The following is a 13,615-nucleotide window of genomic DNA, read 5'->3' as shown; positions in this document are numbered from 1 at the left end:
TGTGAACAAAACGCTGATAATAGATGGTTATAATATGCTGTACCAATGGGAAGAAACTAAGTATTTAATGGAAAATGAAGATGATTCAGTTGATTTTGCAAGAACAAAACTAGTTAGAGAAGTTGCAAATTATTTAGGTTATTCAGATCAAAAAGGCATTATTGTTTTTGATGCATATTTATTAGCAGGTAATGAGGGCGAGGCTATTGAAGAGTCACCTTCATTACTTGTTTTGTATACAAAAACAGGAGAAACTGCTGATGAAAGAATTGAATTTATTATTAGTCAAACCCCTAAAGAGCAAAGAGAGAGTTTAGCTGTAGTAACAGATGATAATCTATTGCAAAAAATGGTGTTTTCCTACGGTGCTAGTCGCTTAACGTGCAATGAGCTAGCATACTGTTTTAAATCAATAGCAGATAGGGAAAATAAAAGGGAAAATAATGATTACTGCCGAAATACATTAAATACAGTAGTTTCTGAAGATACTTGGTGCTTATTAGAAGCTATTAGAAGAAGAAAGTAGCGAGGAGAAAGTTAATGAAGGAACAATTTAAAGATTTTACAGATGAAAAAATTGCTTTATTAGCTCAAGATGGCGATAGGGGTGCAGAACATTTCCTTTTAGAAAAATATAGAAATTTTGTACGCAGTAAATCCTATTCCTATTTTATTATAGGTGGTGACAGTGATGATTTGTTACAAGAGGGTCTCATAGGGCTTTACAAGGGGATTCATAGCTTTAAGGAAAAAGAAAAAACCTCTTTCAGAAACTTTGCATCACTATGTATAAAAAGACAGATTATTACGGCAATTCGTTCAGCCAATTGTCAAAAAAATCAACTATTAAATACCAGTCTTTCTTTTAGTCAAAAAGTATCTGATGAATCAGAAATGACTTTTGAGGAGATGTTAGGTGTAGACAATAGTATGAATCCAGAGGATATTATCCTAGGAAAAGAGCAAGCAAACTTAATTGAAAAAACAATTAAAAATGAGCTGAGCCTTTTAGAATGGACTGTATTTTTAGGGTATATGAATGGTGAAAAATTTAGTAAAATGGCCAGAAAACTAGATCTGCCAATTAAGTCTGTCTACAATGCTATAGATAGAAGTAGGAAAAAAATAATGAAGTCCCTTAAAGGAGAAAAAACATGATTAAGGAACTAGAAGTTATTAAAATAAGAGGAAGTAGCAGAGAAACTGTAATGGATAAAGTAGCAGAAGAAGTTCCTTTTCATATATACATAGAAAAAAATCATTATATTACATTAATGTGTTCACCAGAAAATCTAGTTGAATTAGGTTATGGTTTTCTTTTTTTTGATGGTGTTATAAAAAAGAAGGAAGACGTCAGAGACATTATTGATATGGGACATACTTTTTGTTTTCAGTTAACAAAGTCTTTTGTGCCAAAAAAAGAAGTTAGTGAAAGAGCTATTTTATCAGGTTGTGGTAAAGGAAGCTTACATACATCATTAATTGAAGACTATGTAACAGAAGAAAAAATCACTCATAGAATTCCTATAGAATCTGAAAGAATTTCAGAACTAATGAAAGATTTTAAAGATGAAGGACAAGTTTTTCTAGAAACTGGTGGTGTTCATAGAGTTGCTTTAGGAGATGTTAATGGTATTATTTGTGGGTTTGATGACATTGGTCGTCATAATGCAGTTGATAAAAATATTGGCTATGCATTAACTCATGATATTTCTTTTGATGATAAAATTTTATTTTCAACAGGGAGAATATCCTCAGATTTATTAGCTAAAGCAATTAAAGCTAGGATTCCTTTAGTTATCTCTCACACGGCTCCCACAACGTTAGCTGTCGAAATGGGACGAGCCTCAGGGGTTCAAATTATTGGTTTTGCTCGAGGCAAAAGAATGAATATTTATGCTTAAAAATTATTTTTATAATTGGCGAATATTAAAAAGATAAGTTCATAAAAGTGTACTTTGATTAAGAGGGGTACTGATTGAGAAATAAAGTTATTTACAAAAAGAACAATTAATATTACTATTATTGTAATACTAACATATCATTGAAGACTATAATTTAATATTAAACTCCTTAAGTGAATAGGCTTGGGGAGTTTTCTTATTTTAAGAGTAGAGAGCTATTAAAAAATCTACGTCATGGTTTAATTACAATTTTAAAACTAGTGAAGTGGATTGACTTATTCTTTGTAGTATTGTTTTTAGTAGCTAATATTGTAGGATAAAAAGTTATTTACAAAAATAAAAAGTTGTGTTATTATTAATTGGTAGTAATTAAAATGATACTACACAAACCACCTTTATTTGAAATTATATGATAAAGTATGATACCCTAAATAATAAGGTTGGGGAATTTTACTATATAAGGCATATTTTGAAAAGATATGTCTTTTTTGTTTGATAAATTTAGATTAACAAAAAAGCCAATCCGTAATGGACTGGCTTTTTGCTCTAAAAGGATAAGTGATATGAAAAAATGTTACATAAAAAATATAGCATACTATACTTAATTATACAACCCCTGAATTAATATTTTTTGCTATATGTAGCTTTTAATATGTTCTGATATGAATTTTTTTATGAAAATTTTACTAAATAGTTATTTTTATGTATTTTATTCTAATCTTTTTATTATAAAGGAAATTTATTTTATTTTTAAGGCAATAACCCTTATATTTAAAGGTAATAGAAAGGTGTGTTAAAATGAAAAAATAGTAATGATAGTGTTGGGGTTATTGTTAATGGTTTCATTTATAGGGATGGGCTGTTCTAATACTAAAGGTGTATCAACACTTGATAATTTATCATGGAATCAAATTGTAGATGAAGGTTCTAATTCAACAGTTGCATTTTATGGATGGGGTGGTAGTCAAGAAACAAATGATTGGATTGATAATGTATTATCACCTACTGTAAAAGAATTGTATAATATTACCTTAAGCAGAGTCCCTATGGATATTGATGAAAATACTTAATAAATTAATTACAGATAAACAAGGCAATAATGATAATGGAACTATGGATATTATTTGGATTAATGGGGGAAATTTTTTTACAGCTTGTTCTTATTGGAGATGGTGCTAAAGTAGGTGATATGCCTAGTTCACCTGAAAAACTTAAAGAATATAAAAAAATAAAGGGGTTTTTACTTATCCAGAAGTTACAGATTTTACAGGAAGTGCTTTTGTGAGAACTATTATTTATAATACATGTGATTTAGAAACGATTAAAAATTTACCAGCTGATGAATCAGAAGTTAAAAAGGATATTGCACCAGCAATGGACTATTTAAAAGAAATTGCGCCAAATTTATGGAGGGAAGGTAAAACTTATCCAACGAATTTACCACAATTAGATAATATGTATGCGGATGGAGAAGTAAATTTCACTATGAATTATGCTCCTTTTACAGCTACTCAAAAAATAGCTAAAGGTGAGTGGAAGAAAACTTTTCAGAAACATTTGTAATGGATAAAGGAACAGTAGGCAATACGAATTATTTAGCGATTCCTTTTAATAGCATTAATAAAGCAGGGGCAGCACTAGTGATTAATACTATATTAAGTCCTGAAATGCAAAGTAGTAAAGCCAATCCTTTAGGGAAAGGCGACATTACAGTTATTGAAGAAGCTTTTTTAAATACTGAAGAGAAAGCGTTGTTTGTATTGAATAATGAAGGAACTATTTCTATTGAAACACTAGAAAGCAAGCGTTTGCCTGAATTTTCTAGTGAGGTAGTACCGCTTGTAGAAAAATTTGGAGAGAGGAAGTATTGGGTGGTAAATAGAGGAAGACATTTATTAAGGTTGCTATTAATGACGCCCTTAATCGTACCTATTGTTAGTGTGTCAATGGGAATACAAATTAATTTTGTACCTTTAGGCATAGTAAATAGTTTTTTAGCTTTTTTAATAATTCATATTGTTTTAGCTATTCCCTACGCAGTCTGGTTTATTATGGATAGTTTTCAGTTAATTGGTTTAGGACGGGAATCCCAAGAAATTCAGCTAGGTGCAAATAGGTGGCAAGTTTTTATTCATATTACATTGCCTGATCTATTACCTACATTAATAATAGCTGGAGGCTTTGTATTTATATTTTCATTTAGTCAATATTTTGTAACTATGTTTTTGGGTGGTGGCCAAATTCGTACCCTTACTATGGACATGTTTCCTTATATTGCCAGTGGCCAACGAGCGATAGGGAGTGTATATAGCATTTTATTTTTAGTGATACTAATTATTTCCCTCCTCATTGGAAAGCAACTTATTAAAAAATATCAAAAAAAGAAAGAATTTTAGAGAAGTAATAATGGTAGATATTAAAGTTAATGCTATTTCAAAGCATTTTAATAAAAAGACTGTTTTATATAATATAAGTTGTTCTTTTCCTAAAGGAAAATTAACATCAATACTAGGACCATCTGGCTGTGGGAAAACTACTCTGCTAAATTGCATTACTGGTTTTTTAGAGCCTGATGTTGGATTTATTTGTTTTAACAATCAAGAAGTTAATAAAGTCCTTATGAATAAAAGGAAGGCGCCTATGGTTCACCAAGATCTTTTGCTTTTTCCGCATATGAATGTGCAAGACAATATAAGTTTTGGCTTAAGAATGGCTAAAATGAAATCTGCAGATATAAGAAGGAAAACAGATTTCTTAATTTTGAGGAGAATGGGTTTGCAATCAGAAGCATTTAAGTATCCTTATACGCTTTCAGGAGGTCAAAAACAAAGGGTGGCATTAGGGAGAGCATTGGCTATTGAACCTTCAGTTTTATTGTTAGATGAAGCTTTTTCTAAATTGGATACTAATTTAAGGAAAGATATGGGGAAGTTTGTTAAATGTGTACAGGAGGAATTTAAAATTACTACAATTTTAGTTACCCAGCCGAAAACACTTTCAGTTGCTGAGTTTTTAGGCAAAGAGAATATTTTTCCTGTAATTATCAAAGAGGGTAATTATTACCTTACTGAAGGTGTTTTTCCATGTGGAAGTATTAGGGAGGGATTTGGCCATATTATGCTTAATCAAAAAGATATTATTATTTCTAATGAAGGTATTTCAGGTGAAATTGTAGAAATACTCTATTGTGGTAATAGGGGCTATAAATATATCATTAAGGATTTTGGGGAAAATATAGTATATTACAGCTACAATCTATTACCTTATACTATTGGCAAAACCATATATTTAAGTATTGATTTTTCAATGCAATGTTTTATTAAGAAAGGAAAGAGTTGTTAGTATGTTAGATAGTAAAGGACGTAGCTTATTTCAATTTTGTATTAATATTGTAGCTAAACCTCTTTCTATAAAAGGCATTTCTCCTAATTTAATAACTATTATTGGTTTATGTATAGGCTTAGCAAGTGCCTTTGTTTATGTTTTTTAGGTTTAAGTATCATTGCTATTATATTATTGTGGATATCAGGTTATTTAGATGCTGTAGATGGAACTATGAGTCGTTTAATGGGTAAAACATCTAAAGTGGGGACATTAATTGATATTACATGTGATAGACTTGTTGAATTATTTGTTTTGATTGCTGTAGCTTATGTTCATCAAGAATCAGTTTTTCCTATACTAATTACAGTCAGTATGTTTGTTTTAAGTATGACCGTTTTCTTAACAGTTGGTGCTTTAACACCTCAAAAAGGTGAGAAAAGTTTTTATTATCAACCTGGACTTATTGAGAGAACAGAAGGTTTTATTTTTATTACACTAATGCTTGCTGTTCCTAGCCGGATTACTATTATTGCGTATATATTTGCATTGGTGTTGCTATTGGTGTTGCTATTACAGTAATTCAGAGATTTATAGAAGGATATAAACTGTTAAAAAAGAAAACATGATTAATATGCGTAAAGCCTTTTAGCGTTTATAAGTTAAATGGTTTGATGTAAGATGTTGCAAAAAACAAGTCTTTAATTGTAAAATAAGGTCAAACTGGACGTTTGGTTTAGTCAGAATAATAATTTTTTCAGTACTCTTTTTTGGCAATCATCAACAAATATAATGTCAGTTATACCCATGAAAGTAGTTTTCAGTAATTTATGTCTTATTGTATTTTTAATAGTGACTAAAAAAATTTACAATCCCCTGATGTAAAATAAAGTATAAAAAACATTGACAATTCCTAATTTAATATGAGACAATGTGTATAATAATTGATAAATCGGGGGATTTTTGATGTTAAAAAAACTTATTTGTTTATTTTTTTCTATTCTATTTATTGCTATTACTACTACTATTACTATTAATAAGCCTGTAACAGCAGCTGTTACATTTAATTCTCAATTTCCTAATTCCCATACAGCGCAAGTGATTTCTGGTTATTTTGGTAAGCATCCAACTGATGTAATGGATGCAACTACTTTAAATGCTACTTCTCTTGAACTGTCTGATTGTGTATTAACAGATGTTACTGGAATAGGAATATTTACTAATTTAACAAATATTAATCTTAGTAATAACAGTTTGACAGATTTACCTAGCAGTATGAGTAGCCTTACAAAATTAAATACGATTGCTCTAAATTTAAATCGATTAGCAACTGTACCTAGTTGTATAACTAATTTTACAAATTTAAAGTAATTAACTTTAGACTATAATAATATTACGATTTTACCTAGTGATATTAGCAATCTTACAAATTTAACCGAATTATATGTGACGGGTAATAATTTAACAAGTGTACCAGATCTAAGTAATCTTACAAATTTAGCATCTTTAAGTTTAGATGACAATGCATTAACTACTTTCCCTCCAAGCATATTAAACCTTTCCAAATTACAATCCTTATGGCTAGGAGACTTTGCAGCTGGAAATCAGATAACAAGTATTCCGGATAATATTGGTCAATTATCAAATTTAACGAGGTTATTGTTAGATTCAAATAAACTTACACAAATACCAGCCACAATTTACAATCTTACAAATTTAACTGAATTGTCTATAAATAATAATCAATTAGCAAGCTTACCAGATAATTTAGGCAACTTGTCTAAATTAACAACTTTAAATTTAGCTGGAAATCAACTAACAAGTTTGCCATCTAGTTTACAAAATCTGACGAATTTGCATGGCTTTTCTGTTTCACAATGTTTACCGCCAACCAACTACCCTACTGTACTTAATGGACTAGGAATAGTTGGAGGCGCTTTAAATTATGAAACACAAGATCAATTGTTATTAAAAACTGGTCTTACGCCAAATAGTATAGCATCTAAAACGGATTATAATAATTTAAATTTTGGCAATAAAGTGACATTACAATCAGGAAAATCTTTGTCTTCAAGTTAAAATTATATTATAACCAATTGTGTTGATAATGGTAATAATCCAGTTAATATTGATAGCTATTTTAGTGGTAATTTTGTGATAAAAGCAGGGGGCAGTAAAAGGGAATATACGTGCTACTGGCACAGGCTTATTTCCTAATAATAGTGATCATGCAATTACTACTGGAACAATTGAACTTGACTTTACAACAACTTCTTATCAGTACCAGTATGGACAGTATATACTTTTTAGGCTGAAATATTGCTGCTAATGGAAGTGGAATAAATTGGCAATTAAATTCAACTACAATGCCAGGCAATAATGTAACATTATATGTTCAGTGGCAGGGTAATCCCCATACCTTAAGCTTTAATTTAAATGGAGGATCAGGAACAGCTCCAGGAAATCAAACAGTGAATACAGGAGGAGTAGAAACAACCGTAACGGATTCAACATGGTTTGGCTATACCTTTTTACCGGTTGGAATACAGCAGCTGATGGCAGTGGCATAAATTGGCAACTTGGAACAACCCCAATGCCAAATAACGATGTGATATTATATGCTCAGCGGGAAAGATTATATGGTAAAATTAATGAAATTTTCCCAGATGCAAAATTAGCACAAATAGTTGCTAATATGTTAAGTGGGGGGGGAGATGTTAATGCTCAGTTAACTAGCGTTATGGTTAATAATTGCACTAATATAACTGCATCAAACAGCGGGATTACTGATATTACTGGAATAGAAGAATTAAATAAATTGCAGATTTTGGATTTACATAATAACAATATAACCAATATTCCAACTAAAATAGGCACTTTAAGTGATTTGCAATATTTAAATCTTAGTAACAATTTAATAAGTGTTGTTCCATCTGAAATAGCTAATTTAACTAAATTAACTGAATTGGATTTAGATTCTAATCAATTAATTAGTTTTCCAGATGTAATAGGAAACTTAACTAATTTAGTCCATATTAATCTTGCTGCGAATCAATTGACTAATTTAACCTTCTTAGGATTAGCTGATAATTTATTACCAAATAATTATCAAGACAAATTAAATTCGCTTGGACTATCTAATATTGTTTTTAACTATGAAGCACAAGCAGAACTTGTGCTAAAAGAAGGAATTTCTCCATATACTATTAAAAGTATTTCTGATATATCCGCAATAGCATTAAATTCATTAGTTGAAGTTAAACAAGCAGGGAAAATTGTTCCTTTATTTGCAAACCAAAAGTTAATTTTAACTGATTATGTTGATAGCACTAATGGTTCAGTCTCTATTGATGATTATACTTACAATGGTTTAGTAATTAAAGCAGGCAATTTTTGCGCGAATTCAAATAATGCCAACTGGTTCAGGTTTATTTCCTCTGGAAAGTAATCATGTATTAACAAATGGACAACTCCAATTTAATTTTGTGAAAGATTCTACAGTGTCTGAAGACAAAAGTAGTGGAAAAGTTACAGGATTACAGTTACCGAAAACAGGTAGAAATTGGTTTCAATTTCTTGGATTAGCTTTAATGTCTCTAGGCGTAAGTATAGGAAGTGCTATATTAATCAAAAAACTAAAAGGAGTTAATAAAAAATAAAATCAATAAATAAATACTATTGAGGTAGTAAATATAACAAATACTTTCATAATTGAGATAGAATCTATTGTGATTACTGTATTGAGCTTGTTCAACTTTGCCATTAGTGTATTTTAGAAGATTTTAACTAGAGTTTATTCTATGTTTACAATTAGGGATATATATTTTATATTTAATGATTAGTTAATAGACAAGTGAATCGCTCCTTTCTTTTGTTTGATGTTGTTATGTATCTACATTCTAACAAAAAGTGTTGCGCCTCATTTTTTATTTTATTTTGTCTCACATCTATTGTATATTAACAAGATAGAATGGCTGATAAGAGAAAGTCTATTGCTATATTCTATTAAAGTGTGATATTATAGTAGGGTAAATTAATAGTATAAATTGATGATTAGGATGAGTATTTTTAAAAGCCTTTACAGAGAGAATGGTGCTGAAAATTCTTAAAGGCATTAAAAAGAAAACCACCTAGGAGAGGAACCTGAAGAAAAAAGGGAACACGTAATGCTTGTGTTAAAAGCTTCTGAGGAGAAGTTGTAATAATGATTTCTTAAATTAGAGTGGAACCACGATGCTATCGTCTCTTATGAGAGGATAGCTTTTTTTATTTTATATTAAATATTTTATGTAGAAAACTAGGAGGCATGAATAAATGAAAGTATTTTTAAAAGATGGCAGTGGTTTTCAAGTTGAAAAAGGCGCTAATTTATTTGAAGTAGCCGGTGCTATAAGTCCGCGTTTGAAAAAAGAAGCTATTGTAGGCAAAGTAAATGATGTATTGGTAGATATGTTTACCGTTGTAAATGAAGGAGACAAGGTAGAGTTATTTACTTTAGACTCAAAAGAGGGATTGGATACCTATAGACACAGTAGTGCGCATATTATGGCAGAAGCAGTTGGAGAATTATTTCCAGATGCAAAATTTGGAATTGGTCCAGTAATTGAAAATGGCTTCTATTATGATTTTGATACTTCTCATATTTTTACGCCAGAGGATCTTGAGAAAATTGAAAAGAAAATTAGTGAAATTGTTAAAAGAAACAGTCCTTTTGTGAGAAGAGAATTATCAAGAGAAGAAGCGCTTGAATATTTTGCTTCTGAAGGTGAAATTTATAAAGTGGAGCTTATTAATGATTTGCCTGAAGGAGAAGTTATTAGCGCTTATGAACAAGGTGGTTTTATGGATTTATGTCGTGGACCACAAATGCCTTCAACAGGGTATCTTAAGTCATTTAAGTTAATGAGTTTAGCAGGAGCATATTGGAGAGGAAATGAAAAAAATAAAATGCTTCAAAGAATTTATGGTACTTCTTTTGCTAATAAAAAAGAATTGTCTGCTTACTTAATATTACTTGAAGAAGCTAAAAAAAGAGATCATAGAAAACTCGGTGCAGAACTTGATTTATTTACAATTGAAGAAGAGGGACCAGGCTTTCCAATTTTCTTACCTAAAGGTATGATTCTGAGAAATGAATTGGAAAACTACATGAAAGGTCTTTATGGAAAATGGGGGTATGATGAAATTAATACACCTATTATTTTAAATAGAAAGCTATGGGAACAATCTGGACATTGGGATCACTATCATGAAAATATGTATTTTACAGAAATTGATGATGTACCATTTGCCATAAAACCAATGAACTGTCCAGGATGCATGCTTGTTTACAAGCATGGTCAACACAGTTATAGAGAGTTGCCTATTCGCTATGCTGAAATGGGCTTAGTTCATCGCCATGAGAAATCAGGCGTTCTTCATGGACTAATGCGTGTACGGGCATTTACTCAAGATGATGCTCATATTTTTATGTTATATAGTCAAATTAAAGAAGAGATTAAAAAGGTAATTGAAATGGTAGATGAAGTTTACCGTACCTTTAATTTTGAATATAGTGTTGAGTTATCTACCCGTCCTGAAAAAGCCATGGGTTCAGTAGAGTTATGGAATCAAGCAACAGATGCTTTGAAAGATGCATTAGAAGATTTAGAAATGCCTTATGAGTTAAATGAAGGAGACGGCGCATTTTATGGTCCGAAAATTGATTTTCATTTAAAAGATTCTATTGGCAGAACTTGGCAGTGTGGCACTATTCAATTAGACTTCCAAATGCCTGAAAAATTTGATATCCATTATATTGGTGAGGATGGTAGCAAACATAGACCAGCTATGATTCATAGAGCTATTTTTGGTTCTATTGAGCGCTTCATTGGTATTTTAATCGAACATTATGCAGGAGCTTTTCCAACTTGGTTAGCGCCAATTCAAGTAAAATTAGTACCCATTGCAGAACCTCATTATAACTTTGCTTATTCTGTAGCTGAAAAGCTTAGAAGATCAGGTATCCGTTGTTCTGTTGATGATCGTAATGAGAAATTAGGTTATAAAATTAGAGAAGGTCAAATGAAAAAAATACCTTATTTATTTGTAATTGGTGATAAAGAAATGAGTGAAAACAAAGTAGCTGCAAGAAAGTACGGTCAAGGAGATCAAGGCGCTTTTGATGTAGATGTTATTGAAACTTTAATTGCTGATGAAATTAGAGATAAAGGCAATCAATAAGATATTTTAAAAGTAACCATGACCTTATTTATTAAGGTCATGGTTTTATTTTTTGACAATTATTATAAAAAATCGTATTATTTAACTATAGAGAATTGGGGGGATATAAAGAATGGTTAGAATACTACATAATATTTTTGAACTAATAGCAGATGCCTATAATCGAATGGTTGGTTTTCTAGCTGGATTTTACCAATCCTATTTGAATTCGCCTTATGCTTTAGTCCCAACTATAATAGGGTTGCTCTTTTGTATTGTATTGCTTATTACAGGTATCTTATTTCTAATTAAAAGCAAGCAAAAAATATGGTTATTCTGTATTGTTTTTGCCATAGTTTTTATTATCATTAATTGTGTTTTTATTATTAACCTGAATTAATTATTGGATTTTCCGGTGGAATAAATAACCAAGTGCTTTATATGTACTTGGTTATTTATTTTACAGTAGGTTTTTTAGTACAGATAAAAGCTTTTAAGGAACACACCATTGAGGAAAGTGAGCAGCTTTTTCAAACCAGCAAAAAATTTTCAGTTTTTATGGTTTTATAGTAATCGTAAACCAATCGAGATGAGGCGTGATAATCATAAAGTCCTTTAATAAAAATAAGAGGCATCTGAAAGGACGTAATTTAGAGGAACCTTTATGTAACAACTTGCTTTGTTACATAAAGGAGATTATTAAACCAATTTTCACCAGTGTGTAACTGAAATCAATTTTATTCAGTTTTTCAAGTGCCTTTTTTATTGCCAAATACCTATTTTTTTCTTTGGCTTTTTTCTCGGCTAGTCTGTATTCTTTGGCATAAGGCATAGTATCTTTTAAATATTTTAGATTAGCGTAACCTTCCTCAACTAATAATAGATTTAGATTAATACCGTCAACAAAAATAACACCAACAGGTCTATTATGGGTTGTACCTTGGGTTTTATCCCATTCTATTTCAATTACCTGAGCAATTTCTAATTTGGATTGTGTAAAATCGCTAGCTTCTTTACCATAGGGCTCAATACCTTTTGTAGGGTGTTTTGTCTCTGGTGTGTCAATACCTGAAAAACGAACTTTAATATTGCCATAGATAGCAGCATTAAAGTTGGCAGTATCACTATCAACTGGTCGAATCAATGTTACAATTTCTTTTCCATTTGGCCATAGTTGATTTATTGAAAAGCTCGGTTGTTCAGCTATAAAAATAACGCTTATTAGGATTACTGTAATTAAGGCGGTTATTATTTTCTTCTTTTGTTTCATATTGTCCCTTTCAAATTGCCTTATTTTCTCTTATGTAATACTTTAACACAACTGAAAACACATCTCAATAAAATAGAAAAAACCTTTTAATTGTACAGATGATGTTATATAATGTAAAGAGGATTAATCATTTAAGGAGGAAATAATATGTGGTATAAAATAGAAGATATAGAAGATAAATATAATATATCCAAGTTTTCTATTTACGCTTTGATTACACAAGAACCTGAATTAAGACAATATATTAAAGCTTTAGAAGGAGTTTTACAAATTAATGATGAAGGTATTGAATTATTATTAAAACATGTTGAAAAAGATGAAAATAATAATAAACCTATTGATAATAAAGAGGTTGTAGCTAATAAAAATATTGTTACTGAAGAGCCATTTGCTGCAATGGATAAGAAGAGAGAAAATCTTTTAGAAAAAGTTGTAGCATCTGAAAAAGAAGAAAGTACTATTCCAGAGGCAGTGGTAGAGGCAGAACCAGTTGTGGAAGCTAAGAAAGAAGAAGATGTTAAGGAAGTACCAGCAGTTTCCCTAGAAGAAGAGTTTTTTACTCACACTTCTTTAGATAGAGAAGAAGATTTCTTCGGTGAGACTGTTGATGAAGATGCCCCTTTATCACCAATTGAGGCTATTGTTGAAGAAGGGGTTCCGGAAGTAGATGTTGCTAAAGAAATGTCTATGTTAGAAGATGCTGAAGGTATTAATATGCCTGCCTATATTAAAGCCCTTAAGGAAAAAATGATTATTCAAAATAAACAAGTAAGAGCAATAAATGAATTTCTTGAAGTTTCTAAAAAACTATTGCTTCAAGACGAGAAGATTATTCATATTTTAGAGAAAACAGATTTGTAATTAATATAAGTAAATATATTAATAATTAAAAAGGTATAGCATTTGATAATTGAAGTTA

Annotated in this window: 20 protein-coding genes and 1 other annotated feature; of the genes, 19 read left to right on the top strand and 1 reads right to left on the bottom strand. The window is 30.5% G+C overall.

Going from position 1 to position 13,615, the window contains the following annotated elements; all coding sequences use genetic code 11:
- The first annotated feature begins 1 nt into the window (after position 1).
- From AZF37_RS07930 to AZF37_RS07860, 18 genes are all read left to right on the top strand, one after another.
- Positions 2–526, top strand: a complete 525-nt coding sequence (locus tag AZF37_RS07930; RefSeq protein ID WP_088370321.1) for an NYN domain-containing protein — start codon at positions 2–4, stop codon at positions 524–526.
- 14 nt (positions 527–540) lie between these two features.
- Positions 541–1,158, top strand: a complete 618-nt coding sequence (locus AZF37_RS07925) for a sigma-70 family RNA polymerase sigma factor (protein WP_088370320.1) — start codon at positions 541–543, stop codon at positions 1,156–1,158.
- Positions 1,155–1,904 (top strand): formate dehydrogenase accessory sulfurtransferase FdhD, encoded by a 750-nt coding sequence (gene fdhD / locus AZF37_RS07920; protein ID WP_088370319.1) that lies wholly within the window; start codon positions 1,155–1,157, stop codon positions 1,902–1,904. The genes AZF37_RS07925 and fdhD overlap by 4 nt, the downstream gene beginning before the upstream one ends.
- Positions 1,905–2,077: 173 nt before the next feature.
- Positions 2,078–2,224, top strand: a complete 147-nt coding sequence (locus AZF37_RS10680; RefSeq protein ID WP_162474012.1) for a hypothetical protein — start codon at positions 2,078–2,080, stop codon at positions 2,222–2,224.
- A gap of 516 nt (positions 2,225–2,740) precedes the next feature.
- Entirely contained in the window at positions 2,741–2,974 is a 234-nt protein-coding gene (locus AZF37_RS07915; RefSeq protein WP_088370318.1) for a hypothetical protein, read from the top strand.
- Positions 2,975–3,036: 62 nt separating this feature from the next.
- Positions 3,037–3,189 carry a hypothetical protein gene (locus AZF37_RS07910; protein WP_172793103.1) on the top strand — a complete coding sequence of 51 codons (153 nt, stop codon included), beginning with the start codon at positions 3,037–3,039 and terminating at the stop codon, positions 3,187–3,189.
- Complete coding sequence (locus AZF37_RS07905) at positions 3,186–3,467, top strand: hypothetical protein (RefSeq protein WP_088370316.1); 282 nt, start codon at positions 3,186–3,188, stop codon at positions 3,465–3,467. The genes AZF37_RS07910 and AZF37_RS07905 overlap by 4 nt, the downstream gene beginning before the upstream one ends.
- Entirely contained in the window at positions 3,437–4,300 is an 864-nt protein-coding gene (locus AZF37_RS07900) for an ABC transporter permease subunit (protein ID WP_088370315.1), read from the top strand. The genes AZF37_RS07905 and AZF37_RS07900 overlap by 31 nt, the downstream gene beginning before the upstream one ends.
- 10 nt (positions 4,301–4,310) lie before the next feature.
- Positions 4,311–5,246, top strand: coding sequence for an ABC transporter ATP-binding protein (locus tag AZF37_RS07895; RefSeq protein WP_162474011.1), 936 nt, complete (start codon positions 4,311–4,313; stop codon positions 5,244–5,246).
- A 1-nt stretch (position 5,247) separates the two neighbouring features.
- Entirely contained in the window at positions 5,248–5,394 is a 147-nt protein-coding gene (locus tag AZF37_RS10675) for a hypothetical protein (protein ID WP_162474010.1), read from the top strand.
- A complete protein-coding gene (locus tag AZF37_RS07890) occupies positions 5,355–5,807 on the top strand; it encodes a CDP-alcohol phosphatidyltransferase family protein (RefSeq protein ID WP_088370313.1) in 453 nt (150 codons plus the stop codon). The genes AZF37_RS10675 and AZF37_RS07890 overlap by 40 nt, the downstream gene beginning before the upstream one ends.
- Positions 5,808–6,191: 384 nt before the next feature.
- Complete coding sequence (locus AZF37_RS07885; RefSeq protein ID WP_088370312.1) at positions 6,192–6,596, top strand: leucine-rich repeat domain-containing protein; 405 nt, start codon at positions 6,192–6,194, stop codon at positions 6,594–6,596.
- A gap of 75 nt (positions 6,597–6,671) precedes the next feature.
- The gene (locus AZF37_RS07880) at positions 6,672–7,304 is read left to right on the top strand and encodes a leucine-rich repeat domain-containing protein (protein WP_088370311.1); all 633 of its coding nucleotides are present in this window, start codon (positions 6,672–6,674) and stop codon (positions 7,302–7,304) included.
- A gap of 287 nt (positions 7,305–7,591) precedes the next feature.
- Positions 7,592–7,795 (top strand): hypothetical protein, encoded by a 204-nt coding sequence (locus tag AZF37_RS10670; protein ID WP_162474008.1) that lies wholly within the window; start codon positions 7,592–7,594, stop codon positions 7,793–7,795.
- Entirely contained in the window at positions 7,738–8,673 is a 936-nt protein-coding gene (locus AZF37_RS07875) for a leucine-rich repeat domain-containing protein (RefSeq protein ID WP_088370310.1), read from the top strand. Before AZF37_RS10670 ends, AZF37_RS07875 begins: the two co-directional genes overlap by 58 nt.
- The gene (locus tag AZF37_RS10980) at positions 8,636–8,884 is read left to right on the top strand and encodes an LPXTG cell wall anchor domain-containing protein (RefSeq protein WP_088370309.1); all 249 of its coding nucleotides are present in this window, start codon (positions 8,636–8,638) and stop codon (positions 8,882–8,884) included. The genes AZF37_RS07875 and AZF37_RS10980 overlap by 38 nt, the downstream gene beginning before the upstream one ends.
- Positions 8,885–9,265: 381 nt before the next feature.
- Positions 9,266–9,475 (top strand) — a binding site (T-box leader).
- A 64-nt stretch (positions 9,476–9,539) separates the two neighbouring features.
- Positions 9,540–11,447: a threonine--tRNA ligase gene (gene thrS / locus AZF37_RS07865; protein ID WP_088370308.1), complete on the top strand. Its 1,908-nt coding sequence runs from the start codon at positions 9,540–9,542 to the stop codon at positions 11,445–11,447.
- A gap of 112 nt (positions 11,448–11,559) precedes the next feature.
- Positions 11,560–11,826, top strand: a complete 267-nt coding sequence (locus AZF37_RS07860) for a hypothetical protein (RefSeq protein ID WP_088370307.1) — start codon at positions 11,560–11,562, stop codon at positions 11,824–11,826.
- Between the two features lie 282 nt (positions 11,827–12,108).
- Here the strand turns inward: AZF37_RS07860 and AZF37_RS07855 are convergent, their stop codons facing one another.
- Entirely contained in the window at positions 12,109–12,696 is a 588-nt protein-coding gene (locus AZF37_RS07855) for a thermonuclease family protein (RefSeq protein WP_088370306.1), read from the bottom strand.
- 147 nt (positions 12,697–12,843) lie between these two features.
- On the opposite strand from AZF37_RS07855, the gene AZF37_RS07850 reads away from it, so the two are divergent.
- Positions 12,844–13,557 (top strand): hypothetical protein, encoded by a 714-nt coding sequence (locus AZF37_RS07850; RefSeq protein WP_088370305.1) that lies wholly within the window; start codon positions 12,844–12,846, stop codon positions 13,555–13,557.
- The last annotated feature ends 58 nt before the right edge of the window (positions 13,558–13,615 follow it).

It is taken from the genome of endosymbiont 'TC1' of Trimyema compressum (assembly GCF_001584725.1).
GTDB lineage: Bacteria > Bacillota > TC1 > TC1 > TC1 > TC1.
Note: the sequence above shows the minus strand (reverse complement) of the source record. Positions and strands in the feature narration are given on the sequence as shown.